Source organism: Chelativorans sp. YIM 93263 (genome assembly GCF_028767125.1).
In the GTDB taxonomy this organism is placed as follows: Bacteria; Pseudomonadota; Alphaproteobacteria; order Rhizobiales; family Rhizobiaceae; genus Chelativorans.
Genome location: NZ_JAKCWP010000007.1, coordinates 1 through 17,077, shown reverse-complemented (window position 1 = coordinate 17,077; position 17,077 = coordinate 1). Strand labels below are relative to the sequence as shown.

Sequence of the window (17,077 nt, the reverse complement as noted above, 5' to 3'; positions counted from 1 at the left end):
CCATCAGTATTGTTCATGACAATCATTAAAAACATTCGTTCGACTAATCAATCCTCCGATGAGAAAAGAAGCCTTACCGGAAGTGACCGCATCCGACGGTTGAGGTCGAGACGATCGAAAAGGGCAACCGCCATGAAAGCAGATAAAGCCGTCCTGCCGCTTTCCATTCAGTTGGAGACCCTCGCGGTACGCTGCGTGCGCGCGTTGGACCGTATTCGGAAAATCTGGACCGGCCGCCGTGCCATGCTCCATCTGACCGAGCTTTCCGACCATGAGCTGCATGATATCGGGCTGACCCGCGAGGATCTTCATCGCGTTTATTCTGTTCCGCTCTTCGCTGATCCGACGGAGCCTCTTCAGGGGCTGGCGCGTGCCCGCACACGCGGCCGCATTAGGCCGCAGCGAAGAAGCTGAATCTCCCGTGCAGGCGATCACTCCCAGTATGCCGGCTTCCCCCCGGCCGCGCCTGCACCTTGCCCGGTTCCCCGTGAACCGGGCTTTTTTTAAAAAAGGCCGGCTGCACCACAGCCGGCCTCGTCGTAATCTGAAGGCCGCGAAGACCGTTCAGTTCGTGCTGGCGTTGGTGACGTCGTCTGATTCTGAAACGTCACCACCGTCCGCGGTGCCGTCAACCTGACCGGAATTTTCGGGAGGCGTGCTGGCCGATTGATCGCCTGACTTGAGGCTATTGAGCGCGTCGTCAATCTGGGCCTTTGCGGAATCCGCCGCGGCATCCAGTGCACCGGTTTGGCCATCATCGGAGGAATTCAGCGCCCCGTTGGTGGCATCATCGATGGACTGCTTGATATTGTCGACGCCCTGCTTCGCCTGCTCGCTCGCCGAGTCGATCGTTGCATTCATGGAATCACCGGTGGAGGCGCCGCCCGTGTCGTCCATGCTGGCAGTTGCACCATCGTCAGCGGCCTGTGGTGCCGTGTCCGCCTGATCCTGGGTGGTGTCATCGGTATTTGTAGTCTCGCTGGCCTGGTCTTGTTCGCCACTGCAAGCAGCAAGCGTGAGCAGGGCCAGAGCGGATGCCGAGGTAATCAAAATTGACCGCATAGTAATAAACTCCTGTCCAAGTATCCCGCCACCCGTTAGCAGAGCGAGAACCAGAAGATCAAATTATTTCGCCCAAGAAGGTAAGCCGAGGATTTATCAAGTGTGAAAAATAGATACGACTAAGAGAACAAGATTAAACAAATCAATTGTTTTCCTCGTCTTCGTTGTCTCGACTGGGAATGACGTAGTTTCCCGAAAGCCAACGGTTAAGGTCAACATCTTTGCAGCGCTTGGAGCAGAACGGATAGTACACCCGCAACGACGGCTTTCCGCATTCCGGGCAGGGACGGCTTGCCCTCAAGGGCGTTACTCTTTCTTCTGCTGTTCTGGCCACTCAGACGTTCTTTCCCGTTAGCCAATTCGCGTGAACCTTGTAGCCGTCGGCCGCCAGAAGATTAACCGTCTCGTAGAGCGGCAGGCCCACGACGTTCGTGTACGACCCGACGAGCTTCACGACAAAACTGCCCGCCAGACCCTGGATCGCGTAGCCACCTGCCTTGCCACGCCATTCACCGGAGGCGAGATAGCTCTCCAATTCCTCGGACGAAAGTCTTTTAAAGCGGACCCGGCTTTCCACCAGCCGATGGCGCAGCTTGCCGGCCGGCGTAAACAGGCACACTCCCGTATAGACACGATGGGCGCGGCCCGACAGTAGCCGGAGGCAATCCGAGGCTTCATCGAAAAGTTCAGTCTTAGGCAGAATGCGTCGCCCCACCGCCACCACTGTATCGGCGGCAAGGAGGAAGCTTTGTTCGGCTTCTCCGTTTTTCCTCAGCCGCTCCAGCGCCTTCTCCGCTTTCATGCGTGCCAGACGTTTGGCAAGGGAGCGCGGATGCTCCGCTCTCTGCGGCGTCTCGTCGATATCGGCGGGAATCAGGCGATCCGGTTCGATGCCCGCCTGTTGCAGCAGCTCCAGGCGGCGCGGCGAGGAGGAGGCAAGAACGAGTTTGCTGGCCGCATCCATGGAACCCCCAGGTCGCCCGCGGAATGATCTACTTAAAACGATAGGTGATGCGCCCTTTGGTCAGGTCGTAGGGCGTCATCTCCACGAGCACTTTATCGCCGGTCAGCACGCGAATGCGATTCTTGCGCATTCGTCCGGCAGTGTGCGCGATGATCTCGTGTTCGTTTTCCAGCTTAACGCGAAACATGGCGTTGGGGAGTAGCTCCGTTACAACACCTGGAAATTCGAGAACTTCTTCCTTCGGCATCCGATACCTTCTTTGACAAACCTGTTGGGCCGCGCCCCGGATTTCCTCCGAACACGGGAGAATGATCCAGCCTGGCCGAAATCGCGCGGAACCTAGCCCATTCGCCGGCGTTTGTGAACAATCTTGTTTTAGATGTTGTTGTGGATTTGGGCCAACGCAACTTTAGCCCAAATTCATAACAGGCTCTAGACCTGCCGCACACCTTCGCCGAAACGTTCGATGATCTGTTCTGCAAGACCGTCGCGCACGCGTCGGTAGGCTTCCAGCACCTGATCGCGCGAGCCTTCAACGACGGACGGGTCGAGCGTCGGCCAGTATTCGACTTCAACCGCCATATGCCGTGTGAGTTCCAATGCGCAGTGGTGCGCTTCCGGGGAAAGCGTGACGATAAGATCGAAATAGGTGTCTTCCACTTCGGAGAGCGTCCGAGGCTCCCGATCGCCGAGGGAGAGATCCAGTTCCGCAAGAACACTGTCGACGAACCCATTGCGCGAACCTTCGCGGACACCCGCCGATGTCACGAAAACCGATTGTGGTAGAAAGCGTCGGGCAAGCATTTCGGCTATGGGGGAGCGAATTTCGTTGCGCCCGCACAGGAACAAAACGGAATCCGGTCTGCCCCTTTTGGCATGTTTCGGCCGCTTTATTCTGCTCACACGGCCCTTTATGCTGTGGGGCGACAAAGGCACCATCTCATGTCCGCCAGTGCAGGACACAAACAAGCGTAAACAGACGTCGCGCGGTGTCGAAATCCACCTCTATCTTGCCTTCGAGGCGTTCCATCAGCGTCTGTGACCCTTCATTGTGAAGACCACGCCGGCCCATATCGATCGCTTCGATCTGACTCGGCGTGGCCGTTCGGATTGCCTCATAGTAGCTGTCGCAGACGAGGAAGTAGTCCTTTACGATGCGTTTGAAGGGTGTCAGCGAGAGGACATGCGCGACGACCACCTCGTCATTTTCGCGTAGAACATTGAAGACGAGCCGCGCATCGGCCAGTGAAATCTTCAGCTTGTACGGCCCGCCGGTTTTGTCGCCCACGGGCTGAAAACTGTTCTCCTCGACGAGGTCGAATACGGCGACCGCCCGTTCGTGCTCGATATCGGGCGTGGCGCGTCCTATGGTCTCGTCCAGCTCGACATCTATCAGCCGCGCCTTGCCTGTGTCAGCCTTGCACATTGAGCCTAATCGAGACAGAGCGGCCGTGTGCCTCGAGTCCTTCTGCCTTGGCCAGGGCAATGGCTGCCGGAGCAAGCGCCTGAAGCTGCTCGCTGCCCAATCTCAGGATTGACATGCGCTTGACGAAATCAAGCACGGAAAGGCCCGAGGAGAATCGCGCCGAACGGGCCGTGGGCAGCACGTGATTTGAACCGCCGACATAATCGCCGATCACTTCCGGCGTATGGCGGCCCATGAAGACAGCGCCTGCATTGCGAATCTTGGCAAGAAGCTCCTCAGCCGCATCGGTCGCAAGCTCGAGGTGCTCCGGGGAGATACGATCGACGAGCGCGGGGACTTCGCTGAGATCATGGACCAGGATGACCGCGCCGAAACTGTTCCAGCTCTCACCGGCGATCTCTCTGCGCGAGAGCTCTTTCAATTGGCGTTCGACCGCGATTTCCACCGAATCGGCGAATTCTGGATCGTTGGTGATCAGAATCGATTGCGCGACCGTGTCGTGCTCGGCCTGGGCGAGCAGATCGGCGGCAATCCAGTCGGGATTGTTCCGGCTGTCCGCCACCACCAGCACTTCCGATGGGCCGGCGATCATGTCGATGCCGACATGGCCAAAGACCTGCCGCTTGGCCGCGGCGACATAGGCGTTTCCCGGCCCGACGACTTTGTCGACGGCAGGCACGGTTTCCGTGCCGAAAGCCAGCGCGGCAACAGCCTGCGCCCCGCCAATGCGGTAAATCTCGTCCACCCCGGCCACATGCGCGGCCGCCAGAACCAGCGGGTTGAGCCGTCCCTCGGGGGCGGGGACCGTCATCACGATACGTTCGACGCCTGCAACGCGGGCGGGCACCGCGTTCATAAGCACGGAACTTGGATAGCTCGCCATCCCGCCCGGCACATAAAGACCAACCGTGCAAATGGGCGTCCACCGCCAGCCCAACTCCACGCCCAAGGTGTCCGTGTAGCGCGAATCTTGCGGCATTTGCCGGGCGTGATGCTTCTCGACGCGCTGCTTTGCTTGGTGCAGGGCATCCATTGTGTCGCTATCCACCGCCTTCCGGGCGGCCTCGATCTCCGTGTGCGTGACGCGCATCCCGGCTTTCGAGATGTCGAAACGATCGAGCTTTCGCGTATAGTCGACCAGCGCCGCATCACCCTCATCGCGTACGCGGGCAATGATCTCACTGACGGTATTGTCGACTTCCCGTGAGGTTTCGCGTTTGGCTGCCAACAGCGCGGAGAAACGTGCCTCGAAAGACTCTTCGTGCGTGGAAAGCCGCACCGCCATTGATTACACCTTGTGTCGCGGGCTGGCGGATGCCTGCCAGGCTGCGCCGAGGTCGCTCAGCCTGGCCTCGATGCACTCGACCTCGAGGTGAATTGTCGCCTCGCCGGAGAAGACGAGTTCCACGGTTCCAGACGGCGCGTCACCGGGGAGAAAGCGCACCGCAAGCAAGGAAAGCACATCATCCGATTTCAGCATGTCGATGCCAGCGGATTTGACCGCCTGCACCCGGTCGAAATGCAGCACGCTCAGGCGTCGCTCAGGGGGCATGCGCCGGAAGAAGCCCTTTTTCTCCTTCTCCCACGCGAAGCGCTTCATTGAGACGATAAAGCGGTTTTGGCGCTTTTCGAAACTGAGCTCGCCTGTTTTCATCACCGCGTCCTGCACATGCGCGGAGATGATGCTGAGATCGTCCTCATCCAACGCGATCAGCTTCAGTACATCCATTCCGCTTGCGCTCTCCCACGGGCGTTTCAACGCTTTGTCCCTCTGCATCGCCCAACACGCTCCCGCGATTCACGTTCCGCCCTCGGCTCAGGCGGAAATGCGTTCAATCTCTGCGCCGCAGGCCGAAAGTTTCTCTTCCAGGCGCTCGAACCCGCGATCGAGATGATAAACGCGGTTGATGAGCGTCTCGCCTTCGGCCGCGAGGCCGGCGATCACCAGCGACACCGAGGCCCGCAGATCCGTGGCCATGACGGGAGCACCCTTCAGCGAATCAACACCCTCGACAACGGCGGTCTGGCCATCCAGCGAGATGCGCGCACCCAGACGCGCCAACTCCTGCACGTGCATGAAGCGATTCTCGAAAATGGTCTCGGTGATACGCGACTGGCCCTTCGCCCGGGTCATCAAGGCCATGAATTGGGCCTGCAAATCGGTCGGAAACCCCGGAAAGGGTTCGGTGGTGACATCCACCGGGGCAATGCCGCTGCCATTGCGTCTGACCCTGATGCCGGCATTGGTCTGCGTGACCTCGGCTCCCGTCCGGCCCAGCGATGCGAGCGCGGACTCCAGGAGATCTGTGCGCGCACCCTCCAGAAGCACGTCGCCGCCGGCCATGGCGACAGCCAGCGCATAGGTGCCCGTCTCGATCCGATCGGGGATAACGCGATGCCGTGCACCGGAGAGCGTCGGCACGCCTTCGATGACAATGGTTGGGCTCCCCGCGCCGGAAATCTTGGCGCCCATGGCGTTCAGACACTCCGCGAGATTGACGACTTCCGGCTCGCGCGCGGCGTTTTTAAGCACCGTCTCGCCATCGGCGAGAGAAGCCGCCATCATCAGAACATGGGTGGCCCCCACGGAGGTTTTCGGGAATTTATAGTGCGCGCCTTTCAAGCCTTTCTTGGCTCGGGCTACCACATAACCGCCTTCGATATCGATCTCGGTGCCGAGCGCTCTCAGGCCCTCGATGAAGAGATCCACCGGCCGTGTGCCGATGGCGCAGCCGCCGGGGAGAGAGACCCGCGCCTCGCCCATGCGCGCCAGAAGCGGGCCAATGACCCAGAAACTAGCGCGCATTTTCGAGACCAGTTCATAAGGCGCGGTGGTATCCACAATGCTGCGTGCATTGAAATGGATCGTGCGTGCATAGCTCTTGCCCTGGTTCTCGCGCCGGCCGTTCACGGAATAGTCAACGCCATGATTGCCGAGAATCCGGATCAATTGCTCCACATCCGCCAGATGAGGCACATTCTCCAGTGTCAGTGTGTCGTCGGTAAGGAGTGAAGCGATCATGAGCGGCAACGCCGCATTCTTGGCTCCCGAAACCGGGATTGTCCCATTGAGCGCGCTGCCTCCGCGAATCCGTATGCGGTCCATCGGTTCCTTTCCCGGGGCGCTCGCCCCGCCTTTCACTTTGTGTCTGGGTCAGTAGAGCATGGTAATGTTCTATTCAAGAAAGTGCCTTTCTTGCGGCGCTGTTCCGACTGGAACAAGTCAATCCTGATTCTCTCTTTTTAGCGAAGGAATTCCTTCCGTTCGGTTATCGGCCGCGCCGGCGCGGCGTGAGCGCGCCTGTGCCTTGCGTTTGGCCAGATTTGCGCGAAGCTCGGCGGAAAGACGTTTCTGCCTCTCGTCCTTGTTGTCACTGGTTTCTTTCTTCGATCCCATTTCTCGCTCTCCTTTGAACATTGGAAATGGCTTTGTCGGCCGATTCGCTCTTTGACACCCCTGCGAAATGCTATCTTGTCTCCTATATCATGGAGGTAGCGCTTGCGCTCATCCCGCCGATATGGCAGAAGGCCGCTCGAATCCAGCCGGCTGCTGTAGCTCAGTGGTAGAGCACTCCCTTGGTAAGGGAGAGGCCGCGAGTTCGATCCTCGCCAGCAGCACCACTCAACTAATTGATTTCGCTCTAGTTTGGCTCTCAGTTCCGACATTGGACTGTTCAGCTTCCGCTGCTGTCACGAAATGGTCACAGCGGGTACACGATGGCAAGCATTCGCAAACGAAACGGAAGATGGCAGGTTCAGGTGCGGAGAACCGGCCAACGCCCAATCAGCAAAACCTTCCAGCATAAATCTGATGCTCTACAGTGGGCCAGAGAGCAAGAGGTCCAGGCAGATCGAGGGGCTTTGACTATCGACGGAACATTACTGCGCAAAACCACTCTAGGCCAGCTGGTAGACCGGTACATCGATGAAGTCACGCCTTTAAAGCGCTCGGCGATTGCCGAATCCTACGTCCTAATGGTGTTTCGGCAACACCGCATCTGCAAGTTAGCTCTCCGTGAACTTTCCTCAGCGCATTTTGCCGAATACCGCGACGAGAGGCTGCAATCGATCAGCCCATCCGGTTTGAAGAGAGAGTTCACCGTCTTAAAGCACATTTTCACCGTGGCAACTCGCGATTGGGCCATTCCTCTTACCCAAAATCCGGTTACGCAGGTGCGATTTAACGTGGCTGAAATCCGGAGGGATCGGCGCTTGCGGAACGATGAATTTCAAAAACTCCAAGATTGCGCAAGAAAGTCCCGAAACCCTAATCTGCTTCCAGTAGTGCTGTTCGTGGAAACCGCCATGCGGAGAGGCGAAATATTGAACTTGGGTTGGACGGATATCGAGTTCGAACGAAGTTTGCTGAAGATCCGCGAGGCGAAGAACGGCTACTCGCGCACAATTCCACTTACGGCCAAGGCGCTAGAAATTCTTGCTAACCAGCCGCGACACTGCAGCAGAGTGTTTCCAACAACTGGGAATGCTATACGCTTGGGATGGGAGAAGCTGGTCAGAAGGGCCGGGATTGGAAATCTTCACTTTCACGACCTTAGGCACGAGGCAATCAGCCGGTTTTTCGAAATGGGGTTAACAGTTCCGGAAGTGGCTTCCATAAGTGGGCATCGTGACCCAAGGATGCTCTTGCGGTATGCTCATGCAGATCGGCAAAGGGTTTTAGGAAAACTATGCTCGCACTAGAGTCGCGACAATATGACGGCAAGCGCTGCGCGTCCCAAGGTGAGAAACAATAAGCTTATAACTAGAACCATATGCGTGTCGAATCGGTTTCTAAAGCCTATTCGCTGTAATATGGACCACACATTGATGGCGAATAATGGGTGTGGGGCGTGGATTTTTTATCTACACGCGCAGGTGCGTAGCCTTCTTCGTTGCAGCCACTCCATCAGCTGATCAGGGCTAAATTGGCTTATTCTGATATAGTTGGTGTTTAGAGTGATTCTAGGGAGGGTGTGGTGAAATCTTCAATAATAATGTTATGCACGCTCCTTAGCGTGAGTTATTCTTCGGCAGAAAGCCGGAACCCAGTAGATGTACTGAATTCGACACCAGTTACGGTACTTGATTTTGCAAAGCACGAGATAGCGAAGGAGATAAATAAAAGCGCTGAGTGGATGTACAGGAGAAACGGTAATGAAGACAAAGATGTTAAGTTTGATACCGATATTTATCATGTCAAAAGAACAAATAGACTATTAATAGTTATCAGTGCAATAGACCTACAATCTCCGTATTGGAGTCCATTAGACTTCTGTAAAGAAATATTTCAAATAATTCGATTAACGAGAGATGATATCATAAATGGTGGGCAATCAGATATCATGCGTCGTTTCTTCGGATTTTACAATTATCCGGCTAGCGATGTCGGTGAGTTGGCGGATTATATTGACTTAGAGTTCGCTGGCTTGGCAAACGGTATTTGGCACGTTTGTAAGGGGCCTCTTCAAGGTGAGGGATACACCGTCGAAACACGCAACGCGGAATAAGTTTTAATTACAACCCGCTTAATAGTGGCTAAGTGAAATTGCCTTATCGCGCACCAAACCGTCACGTATTCAATTACGCCAGTTGGCTCCGGCCGAATTTTCGGCTTGGGGAGCAGTTTGATGCATATCTAGAAGCAACAACAAGAGCTATCCTGGATGCTGAGGGGAGAAGGCCTCGACGAGACAGCATCAGAAACATAAAGATCACCTTGGGAATAATACTTGGAAATTTATTTCATTGACATCTTAGGGATAACAATCGGTATGTTATAATCCCTCGAAATAATAGGTCTTATCGGAGCAATTATTTTAATCCTGGAAATTTAAGTGGAAGAAATGTTAATAGCGTTTTAAACTTTCTCCATCATCAAGTCCCATCCTATATAGAATTAGTCGGTGGTAATTATGATCATGAAAGGAATATTGGTTATCCTACAAGAGTAAGGCCCAGAGAGAGACTTATTAGGGAGCTGGAGGAAGTACTGCCGCAAGTCGATCCTGAAGTTCCCCTTGAGAATGAACAACCACGCCTTACAACACTTTAGATAATAACCCCCAATCTCCCCTCATATCGTTACTCTTTCAGGAGCATGAAATTCCCCTTATTCGCTTGAGGGCTGAACGAGACGGAGAAGAAGGATCGGGACGCTTTACCGACTTCCCGGCTACCCGTGAGACCAGGGCCATGGAGGATCGGCTAAATCGCTTCAATGACTTTTTGGATGACCATTGGATAGACTTGCTTATTCCGGATGACGAGTTCCGTCGCCTCTCAACCTCTCCCGACGAAGAGCTGGACGAGTTCGGGGACAGAAGGGCAAACCGTCGTGACATAGACCTTCTTTTCCGGAGAAAGCTCTACCGCGTGTTCAACGATGGCACCTTCGAGCACGGAGGGCGCTTTTACGGCGGTTGGTGGCAGGGAATCCAAAGTCGCTACAGGCGCTTTCTTACGATCAATGGGCTTACCACGGCTGAGCTTGATTTTTCCAACATGCAGATTGCGATGCTCTACGCAATGGAAGGCCGACAATTAGAAGGCGACGCATACGCTCTAGAAGGCGTCCCGGCCATCTATCGAGGACTGTTAAAGAGAGCCGTCTTCAAAATTATCAATGCCAGAGGGCAGATCCGTGCGCCTCGCCGGGACCAGCTTCCGCCAGGTTGGGATTGGAGGCAAATTCGAGAGGCCCTTGAGGAGCGCCACCAAGCCATTCGCCATCATTTCCGGACGGGTATCGGTATACGCCTTCAGCGGCGGGACGCCGACATCGCAGAACGTGTGATGCACCAGTTAATGGAACAGAATGTATTAGCGCTTCCTGTGCATGACAGCTTCATCGTAAGAGACGGACATCAGCCTAGACTCCGAGAGGCAATGTTGCGGGCGTTTCGAGAAGAGCTCGGTAGGGAAATAGCGATTGACGAGGACGAAAGATTGTTTCCGGAGCTTCCCCACGACGCTGAACTGGTCAGGAGATTAGGTTTCCAAAACTTCCAAGAATACGCTGATGCCGCAGCTAATGAAGGGCTGCTCGATTATGAGGAACATGTTCTAGAGGTAGAGATGCGTCCCGAATACACCTATTATCGACAAAGACGGTTAGATTTTTTGAATATTAAAGGTGAGAATTGGGGGTACCGCTACAGGGGCCTTAGATAGCTTTTAAATACCTCTAAAACGGCCATATAAGGCTACTGAGAGCCATGATGATATCTCTGGTACAAAATTCTCCTGCCGGATAACGAACGTCATTGTACAGCCTTTTATTGGGTGTGGCAAAATCGTAAAATCCAAGATGAACTTTATTTATCTTAAGTTAACAAGTTATCGACTATTTTTCCGGGGTAAGTTCTGAACACAGAAGGGGATACCCCCCCTGTCCACTCGCCCCGGTACCCGTGGGGTTCTATGAAAAAGAGCGTTACGTCAGGCTCTAACAGATAAGCTGAAGTCTTAAAATTCACGAGTTTGAAAAATCGAGGAAGAGAGAACCATTTCGTCGATGCTCGGTGTTAACTTTTCATTGTTGAAGAAGATAGTCATTTTCGACTTCCTTTGGCGTGTTTTAGAATTTCACGACCAAGCGTAGATGACCTATAACGTTGCGCTTCAATTTGCTTTAAAGGCATGTTCAATTTTGTGGAAATCCACTGCTTATCCTCAATAGCAAGCGGCATGTAGTATGAATATATATGGAAAGCTACTCTCAAAAGCTGCATGATCGCGCTGTCGCTTCCATAATTCTTGATGCATGACTCTATGTCTCTTCGGTTTACGCGTCCTTGGTGGTAAAATCTGGCTATGATAAGTACCGATGTAAAATTAAATGGAAGGTAATGGTCATCGCTTGCCTCCCCCTCAAAATTTGCCGCGAGGCGTTCCAGCGCCCTGATCGAGTGATCTTGTGCGAGATATCGAGCTAATCCTGCCTGGGATAGATATACCGACCAAAAACCGAAAATCCTTTGGACCTTCTCAAATTTCTCCTCTAGGGGAATATCGCTATCTATTGCCCTATCTACCTCTGCCGCGTGGCCATCGGCATCATAGATCAGAACCGTTGCGATCGCGTGATTCAGATAAGCATACCTACCGCTGGCCTGCACCATCTTGCTAATACAAGCGAGCACCAGATCCGCATTATATGTTCCTGACCTTGTAGTTAATATTTGCCCCAACACAGAATGAATGCGCAAAAGGGCATTGACGCTACGCATGTAGGAATCTGCATCCAAGTCTTTTTGATCAATCTCCTCGACGAGCTCCGAGTCGTCGATGCTAGAGACGAGAAATGGTAAAGTGTACTTAGCCACTACATCTTCCGCACCACGGATGATATCTGTAATCTTTTCTCGGATGACGGCAACTCTGTTATCAACGATGTCCGCGCGGGACTCGATCGCTAGCTGTTCCTGCGTCGGAATGCCTAGCATCAACTCCCGAGATCTATCGGATAGAATCCAGTCATCTGCTTTAGAAAAGAGACTGTCTAGAGTGCGCGTAAGTGAACTAATAACGTAGTTATCATCAGAAAAGTAAGCGATAAAAATAATTACATTTGCATATTTTTTTTGAAAAATATTATCGGTACAAGTGTCAATAAAATCTGTGTACTTTTCGCGATCGTTTTTTAGCAATACTTTAGCAACATATCTAGCGCAAAGGAAGTACCAAAGATACTCCTCTCTAAAAGAGAAATCACCATTATTGTCATCAATAAAAACGGGAGTGGCAGCTTCCTTTAGTGCATCCACATCAGACAGAAATTGTTGCGAAAATGTTTCTAGGCTCTCGCGAAAAGCTTCACGGCTCAGAGTTCCTGTCCCATTATCTCGAAATGCCCTGTAGGCTAGCAACGATAGAAAATTCTTTGCCTCATCGAATGAGCGCCAATCAGTTCCCTTATTTTTTAGTCTGTTTGTTATGAGCGTGTCGTAGCAAGAAGCAAACGATGACACTGTGAGGTCGCCACCAGAAATCGACTCTATGAGCTCTAAGAATGTCACAGCTGAATATGGTGATTTTTCTATTTCGGAATGTTCAAAAATCAGCTGAAGTTTCTCATGGGTGACAAGTATATCCCTGTCGTCTGCAAGAACGTCCGTTTCCAGTCCTATGCACTTCCATTTTTTTACAAGAGAGAATAATTTCTCGTCTCCAAAAGGGAGTATACTATATACCTGCGGATCAGGTAGATCGTCGGGAGTAAACAGAACTGACGGTGCATTAGAAAATGAAAATATGATGACACTTTTATATTTTTCACTAAGGCACTTGACTATTTTCTCCTTTATTCTGTCTGGGAGGCGGCACTCATCAAAATCATCAAGAATGACTGCGAATCCTGTGCGAAGGAAGCCACTAAGTCCATACTGTTCCTCAATTGCGCGGCTAATATACCGTTCAATGTGGGCGTTTTTCAGTTCCTTTCCGCTAATTAAAACAGTAGGTCGCTTCTTGCTATCAAGAAATGCTTGCAGCTTCTTCGCAAAAAGACTTTTGCCCGACCGATCTCCGCCAGTAATGATTACAGCGCGCTGTTCCTCTATTGAAGATACAAATGTTGCAAACTCGCCAATCTGCTCCTTCTCATTTTCGTGATATATCTCAGGATCGACAAAAATATCACGCTCGTCGAAGAGTTGGGCGTTTGGATGACGAATAAAGTCAATACAAAACAGAGAAGAAAGATAAGACTCACTTAAAGACGGTGGAGTTAAACTTTTTTTTAGGTTGGCGATTACAGTCTTTAGGCCATCGATGACTTGGACCCATGCCGCATCACGCTGTGAATCTTCGTCTTTGCGTGTGGCTCCGTTGGTGACAGGGATTGCATCGGGTGGAAGCGCGTTGAAATTTTTGAGTCCTGCTACGTCCCAATCGCAAGCTCGGATAAGGACTGGGACGATCTCGGCCTCGCCCTTTTCGTGTCGCTGCCGGGCTATCTCATATTCCCGATGCATGCAGTAATCTGACTGAATGAATTTTGGGCTGATGAGAAAGAGGAATATCTGTGCAGACCGAACTTTTTCATCGATGTGGGTGTCGAGCATCCCACCTGGCGGAATAAGCCGATCATGCCACACATCAATATCGCCCTTCCTTCGCAGGGCAGCCAAGTGGGAAACTAATTCGTCTTTTAGCCACTCGTCAGCATGGCTATACGAAATGAAAACAGATATCTGCGTCATGACAAATTGCGCTCTAGACTCGGGAAGTTCTACCGTAGAGAGGTGGACCTTGCGGATCAAGGTGGGGCTACTGTCACCCTACCGTCACAGAACTTCTTTGAAATCTGTCCCAGAGTTCACTTGTGTAGCTCAAGGAAAGATCATAGACTGCTGTTAAGCAGCTGAACTTGTTCAGTCTTTCCGTCGGAGCCGCAGGCGACGAGTGGTAGAGCACTCCCTTGGTAAGGGAGAGGCCGCGAGTTCGATCCTCGCCAGCAGCACCACTACCTCCCTGAAATACTGGCGTTTCATTGAGCTGTCCAAAGTTCGCAAAGGACTAGCACGCTGCGAGCACGCGTTTGCCCTGCTTTATTTTTCAACAACTTACGTCACGTATTATGCGCACGCCCGGCTAGCACGGGCACATTTTTTCTGAAGATGATCTGGATCCGGCGTTCTCGTCGCACTCCCCTGCGTAGTTCTCAACAGAGTAGGTCTCACTAACACCGTTCAGCAATTGCGCTCTGCATTTCATCCAGCGCTACGTAGAAGAAATTTCGAACCTCCTCTCTTGCTTCCTCCATGGGAACTCCGCATGCAGTGAGTTGTTCGAGCATCTGCTTTGCAAAAGCGCGCCAGAAGAGGTTCGCCTCTTCGTGGCCGCGCACTGACAGGCCGCGGGCGAGTTCCTGCACCCAGTCCCGGCGACGATACAGCGGAAACGCTACTACGTTCAAACCAGCTCTCCCAAGTTTTAGAATCGGCGCCAGCCTGGAGGACAGCCCGCCAACGAATGGTTAATGGCCGCAAACAGAAAGGGCCGATGGCCGAGCGCCGCCTTAACATTCGCCATCGCTAGTTCGGTCTATCGGGAACTACGCGCCACGCGTTTCATTCTGCTCTTGAGGAAAGAAATGGGAACGCGCAACATGAAGTACCTTATCGCCCTTCTAAGCGGCTTCTTCGTTACCCTCATCGCTTTCGTCAGTGGTGTAGGTGCTGCGATTTTTTACTTAAAGGCTGAGCCGGAACCCGTTCGCCCATTGGGAACAACCGCGTCGGAACCGTTGACCGAGGGGCCTGTAAGGGTGGTGGTCCCCAACCAACACTCCCCGCGCGGCCGCACGCAGACCGACCAAATGGCATCGAAACCGGCAGCGCAAGAACAGCATCCTGCTGATGCTGCGCGCAATGGCGTTGAGCAAACAATCGATCCGATAACGACCGCCGCTATGTCTCCGGAGCCAACCGCCGATGAAGCCTCAGAGCGAAGCGCGGCCCACGTTGCATGGTGCTCGAAGCGGTATCGCTCCTATAACCCGGAGGACAATAGATACAACGCCTATAGCGGAGCGCGACGCGAGTGCGTTTCACCTTACTCCGAAGCCAACGAAAATTCGGAGCCCCGTGAGCAACTGACAAGCGCCATAAGCGCGTCTCAAGGCTCTTCTGCATCTACGTCGAGCGCGCTTATGGATTCGGAGCACGTGCAATCTTGCCTTGAGAGATACCGCTCATATCGACCGGAGGACAACACCTACCAGCCATATGGCGGCGGCCCGCGGCGGCAGTGTGAATAAGATGCAGATGCGCTCGGGTGTAGTGGCCGCTCATCCTGCCAGGGGACCGGGAGTTAGAGCTAACAAGGGCACCAGGCAGACGATTCAAATCACCCGCCCGACGGAAAACACACCACAGAATCGATATAACGCTGCCGATTTATTCGCCCGCCCTGTCCAAACAAACGGGGGTTTCCTGCATCTGCGGTGCTAGGCGTGCGCACCGTCCCGTTCGTCTGCGTGGATGGTGGAAAGCGGAGCGGGGCAGGATCTGCTTGGACGCATAGATATATAGATATAAGGGGCGACGATTGGCTGGGATTTTTGCACGCAATGGAGAAGCCGCAGGATCGGAGCAAAGCGGGTCGAAAGCTTTGCGGAATGCATTGTCTATGTCGACGGCGCTTGCCGTTCTGACCTGTGTGACAGCGGATTTCCAGCTGGCTCGGGCGCAGTCGGTTAGCGGCAGCGGTCATGTAGTTCCAGGCATGCCGACGCCCCCGCTGGCCACCTGGGACCTGAACGACAAGGATCTCTTTGTCGGTCTCTATACTGTCGGCGAACTTTCCATCGAGGATGGCGGCAAGGTCTCAAATGTCGACGGCTATATCGCCTATGCTGTCGGTAGCGGCGGTACCGTGACCGTCACCGGTTCGGGATCGACCTGGACAAATTCCGGCAAGCTCCGTGTCGGTAGTGCCGGCGACGGCACACTGATCATCAAGGATGGCGGTAAAGTCTCCAACCTCGACGGTTCTATCGGCACAGGTGCCGGCCACACCAGCACCGCAACCGTCTCGGGCGACGGATCGACCTGGACGAACTCCGGCAATCTAACTATCGGCAATTATGGCACCGGGACGCTCACGATCGATGATGGCGGTAAGGTGAGTGCTGACCACGTCGTCCTCGGTCTTAACTCTGGTTCAGGCACAGTCAATCTCAACGGCAGTACCGGGAGCGGGCGCGGCGTTCTCGAAACCGCCTACGTGGCCAACAGTGGCGACGGAACCGTCGCCCTCAACTTCGACGGCGGTATCCTGCGTGCCACGGAAAACCAGGCCAGTTATCTTCAGAACTTCGGCGATATCACCCTTGGCACTGGGGGCCTCTGGTTCGACACCAACAGTTTCGACATCTCCATCGGCGCCGACACGACATTCTCCGGAACATCCAGCATCAACAAGATCGGCCCCGGAACTCTCTCACTGATCGGCGACAATTCCGGCTTTACAGGGGCGACGACCGTCTCGGGCGGCACATTGCTGGTCGGAGACACCTCGGGCAGTGGCACCCTCGGCGGGACGGTCACCGTGGAAAACGGCGGCACAGTGGGCGGCTCCGGCACGATCGGTGCTGTGACGCTTGCTTCCGGCGCCACCGTCGCTCCCGGCAACTCGATCGGCACGCTCAATGTCGCCGGTGACATTACCTTTAGTTCCGGTTCCACCGATGAAGTCGAGGTCGACCCGGCGGGCGCCGACAGCGACAGCATTCACGCCACGGGCATGGCACATCTGAACGACGCCAGTGTGGTGCATGTTGGCCTCGATGGCAGCTATGATCCGTTCTCGAGCTATACTATCCTGACCGCCGATGGCGGCATCGACGGCACGTTCGGCGACGTTACTTCCGTCTATGCGTTCCTGACGTCGGAGCTTTCCTATGGCGCCAACACCGTCGATCTCATTCTGACACGCAATGACATAGACTTTGTCGACAAGGCGAGAACCCGCAACCAGAGAGCGACAGCGGAAGGCGCGGAAAGCCTGGACCCGGGCAATGAAGTCTACAACGCCATTGCCGCGCTTCCGGATACCGACGCTGTGATCCGCGACTCCTTTGACCAACTCTCGGGCGAAATCCATGCCTCGGCCAAGACGGC

At 54.0% G+C, this 17,077-nt stretch carries 18 protein-coding genes and 1 tRNA gene; 7 read left to right on the top strand and 12 right to left on the bottom strand.

The window, feature by feature from the left end; translation table 11 throughout:
- Positions 1 to 132 precede the first annotated feature (132 nt).
- A complete protein-coding gene (locus tag LY631_RS14420; protein ID WP_274426289.1) occupies positions 133 to 414 on the top strand; it encodes a DUF1127 domain-containing protein in 282 nt (93 codons plus the stop codon).
- Between the two features lie 150 nt (positions 415 to 564).
- Here the strand turns inward: LY631_RS14420 and LY631_RS14415 are convergent, their stop codons facing one another.
- The 10 genes from LY631_RS14415 to LY631_RS14370 all read right to left on the bottom strand — a co-directional run bounded on the left by LY631_RS14415 (position 565) and on the right by LY631_RS14370 (position 6,870).
- A complete protein-coding gene (locus LY631_RS14415) occupies positions 565 to 1,062 on the bottom strand; it encodes a hypothetical protein (protein WP_274426288.1) in 498 nt (165 codons plus the stop codon).
- Positions 1,063 to 1,204: 142 nt separating this feature from the next.
- The gene (yacG, locus tag LY631_RS14410; RefSeq protein WP_274426287.1) at positions 1,205 to 1,396 is read right to left on the bottom strand and encodes a DNA gyrase inhibitor YacG; all 192 of its coding nucleotides are present in this window, start codon (positions 1,394 to 1,396) and stop codon (positions 1,205 to 1,207) included.
- Complete coding sequence (locus LY631_RS14405) at positions 1,397 to 2,026, bottom strand: Maf-like protein (protein WP_274426286.1); 630 nt, start codon at positions 2,024 to 2,026, stop codon at positions 1,397 to 1,399.
- Between the two features lie 28 nt (positions 2,027 to 2,054).
- A complete protein-coding gene (gene infA, locus LY631_RS14400; RefSeq protein WP_006200926.1) occupies positions 2,055 to 2,273 on the bottom strand; it encodes a translation initiation factor IF-1 in 219 nt (72 codons plus the stop codon).
- 185 nt (positions 2,274 to 2,458) lie between these two features.
- Entirely contained in the window at positions 2,459 to 2,965 is a 507-nt protein-coding gene (locus LY631_RS14395; protein ID WP_445082891.1) for an arsenate-mycothiol transferase ArsC, read from the bottom strand.
- Position 2,966: 1 nt separating this feature from the next.
- A complete protein-coding gene (locus LY631_RS14390; protein WP_274426186.1) occupies positions 2,967 to 3,452 on the bottom strand; it encodes a UPF0262 family protein in 486 nt (161 codons plus the stop codon).
- Complete coding sequence (gene hisD / locus LY631_RS14385) at positions 3,439 to 4,737, bottom strand: histidinol dehydrogenase (protein ID WP_274426185.1); 1,299 nt, start codon at positions 4,735 to 4,737, stop codon at positions 3,439 to 3,441. Before hisD ends, LY631_RS14390 begins: the two co-directional genes overlap by 14 nt.
- A 3-nt stretch (positions 4,738 to 4,740) precedes the next feature.
- Positions 4,741 to 5,181 carry a DUF2948 family protein gene (locus LY631_RS14380; RefSeq protein WP_274426184.1) on the bottom strand — a complete coding sequence of 147 codons (441 nt, stop codon included), beginning with the start codon at positions 5,179 to 5,181 and terminating at the stop codon, positions 4,741 to 4,743.
- A gap of 87 nt (positions 5,182 to 5,268) precedes the next feature.
- On the bottom strand, positions 5,269 to 6,558 hold the full coding sequence (gene murA, locus LY631_RS14375) for a UDP-N-acetylglucosamine 1-carboxyvinyltransferase (RefSeq protein WP_274426183.1): 1,290 nt from the start codon (positions 6,556 to 6,558) through the stop codon (positions 5,269 to 5,271).
- A 117-nt stretch (positions 6,559 to 6,675) separates the two neighbouring features.
- Positions 6,676 to 6,870 (bottom strand): hypothetical protein, encoded by a 195-nt coding sequence (locus LY631_RS14370; RefSeq protein ID WP_338000439.1) that lies wholly within the window; start codon positions 6,868 to 6,870, stop codon positions 6,676 to 6,678.
- 128 nt (positions 6,871 to 6,998) lie between these two features.
- On the opposite strand from LY631_RS14370, the gene LY631_RS14365 reads away from it, so the two are divergent.
- The 4 genes from LY631_RS14365 to LY631_RS14350 all read left to right on the top strand — a co-directional run bounded on the left by LY631_RS14365 (position 6,999) and on the right by LY631_RS14350 (position 10,622).
- Positions 6,999 to 7,073 (top strand) — tRNA-Thr (locus LY631_RS14365).
- A gap of 96 nt (positions 7,074 to 7,169) precedes the next feature.
- Complete coding sequence (locus LY631_RS14360) at positions 7,170 to 8,153, top strand: tyrosine-type recombinase/integrase (RefSeq protein ID WP_274426180.1); 984 nt, start codon at positions 7,170 to 7,172, stop codon at positions 8,151 to 8,153.
- 275 nt (positions 8,154 to 8,428) lie between these two features.
- Positions 8,429 to 8,959 carry a hypothetical protein gene (locus LY631_RS14355; RefSeq protein ID WP_274426179.1) on the top strand — a complete coding sequence of 177 codons (531 nt, stop codon included), beginning with the start codon at positions 8,429 to 8,431 and terminating at the stop codon, positions 8,957 to 8,959.
- Between the two features lie 685 nt (positions 8,960 to 9,644).
- Positions 9,645 to 10,622, top strand: coding sequence for a hypothetical protein (locus LY631_RS14350; protein WP_274426178.1), 978 nt, complete (start codon positions 9,645 to 9,647; stop codon positions 10,620 to 10,622).
- 380 nt (positions 10,623 to 11,002) lie between these two features.
- Here the strand turns inward: LY631_RS14350 and LY631_RS14345 are convergent, their stop codons facing one another.
- Together LY631_RS14345 and LY631_RS14340 are read right to left on the bottom strand one after the other, a co-directional pair.
- On the bottom strand, positions 11,003 to 13,654 hold the full coding sequence (locus LY631_RS14345; protein WP_274426177.1) for a TIR domain-containing protein: 2,652 nt from the start codon (positions 13,652 to 13,654) through the stop codon (positions 11,003 to 11,005).
- 479 nt (positions 13,655 to 14,133) lie between these two features.
- Positions 14,134 to 14,370 carry a DUF6074 family protein gene (locus tag LY631_RS14340; RefSeq protein ID WP_274426175.1) on the bottom strand — a complete coding sequence of 79 codons (237 nt, stop codon included), beginning with the start codon at positions 14,368 to 14,370 and terminating at the stop codon, positions 14,134 to 14,136.
- Positions 14,371 to 14,433: 63 nt separating this feature from the next.
- Between LY631_RS14340 and LY631_RS20505 the strand changes: the two genes are divergently transcribed.
- Both LY631_RS20505 and LY631_RS14335 read left to right on the top strand, forming a co-directional pair.
- Positions 14,434 to 15,213 (top strand): BA14K family protein, encoded by a 780-nt coding sequence (locus LY631_RS20505; protein ID WP_445082890.1) that lies wholly within the window; start codon positions 14,434 to 14,436, stop codon positions 15,211 to 15,213.
- Between the two features lie 371 nt (positions 15,214 to 15,584).
- Positions 15,585 to 17,077, top strand: a 1,493-nt coding sequence (locus LY631_RS14335) for an autotransporter-associated beta strand repeat-containing protein (protein WP_274426174.1), incomplete at its 3' end; no start/stop codon positions are given.

Coding starts and splice junctions, on each gene's coding strand:
- LY631_RS20505 (WP_445082890.1), top strand. CDS start 14,434: ATGGCCGCAAACAGAAAGGGCCGATGGCCGAGCGCCGCCTTAACATTC.
- infA (WP_006200926.1), bottom strand. CDS start 2,273: ATGCCGAAGGAAGAAGTTCTCGAATTTCCAGGTGTTGTAACGGAGCTA.
- LY631_RS14345 (WP_274426177.1), bottom strand. CDS start 13,654: ATGACGCAGATATCTGTTTTCATTTCGTATAGCCATGCTGACGAGTGG.
- LY631_RS14415 (WP_274426288.1), bottom strand. CDS start 1,062: ATGCGGTCAATTTTGATTACCTCGGCATCCGCTCTGGCCCTGCTCACG.
- LY631_RS14380 (WP_274426184.1), bottom strand. CDS start 5,181: ATGGATGTACTGAAGCTGATCGCGTTGGATGAGGACGATCTCAGCATC.
- LY631_RS14405 (WP_274426286.1), bottom strand. CDS start 2,026: ATGGATGCGGCCAGCAAACTCGTTCTTGCCTCCTCCTCGCCGCGCCGC.
- hisD (WP_274426185.1), bottom strand. CDS start 4,737: ATGGCGGTGCGGCTTTCCACGCACGAAGAGTCTTTCGAGGCACGTTTC.
- LY631_RS14390 (WP_274426186.1), bottom strand. CDS start 3,452: ATGTGCAAGGCTGACACAGGCAAGGCGCGGCTGATAGATGTCGAGCTG.
- LY631_RS14420 (WP_274426289.1), top strand. CDS start 133: ATGAAAGCAGATAAAGCCGTCCTGCCGCTTTCCATTCAGTTGGAGACC.
- LY631_RS14360 (WP_274426180.1), top strand. CDS start 7,170: ATGGCAAGCATTCGCAAACGAAACGGAAGATGGCAGGTTCAGGTGCGG.
- murA (WP_274426183.1), bottom strand. CDS start 6,558: ATGGACCGCATACGGATTCGCGGAGGCAGCGCGCTCAATGGGACAATC.
- LY631_RS14370 (WP_338000439.1), bottom strand. CDS start 6,870: ATGTTCAAAGGAGAGCGAGAAATGGGATCGAAGAAAGAAACCAGTGAC.
- LY631_RS14350 (WP_274426178.1), top strand. CDS start 9,645: ATGGAGGATCGGCTAAATCGCTTCAATGACTTTTTGGATGACCATTGG.
- LY631_RS14395 (WP_445082891.1), bottom strand. CDS start 2,965: ATGGTGCCTTTGTCGCCCCACAGCATAAAGGGCCGTGTGAGCAGAATA.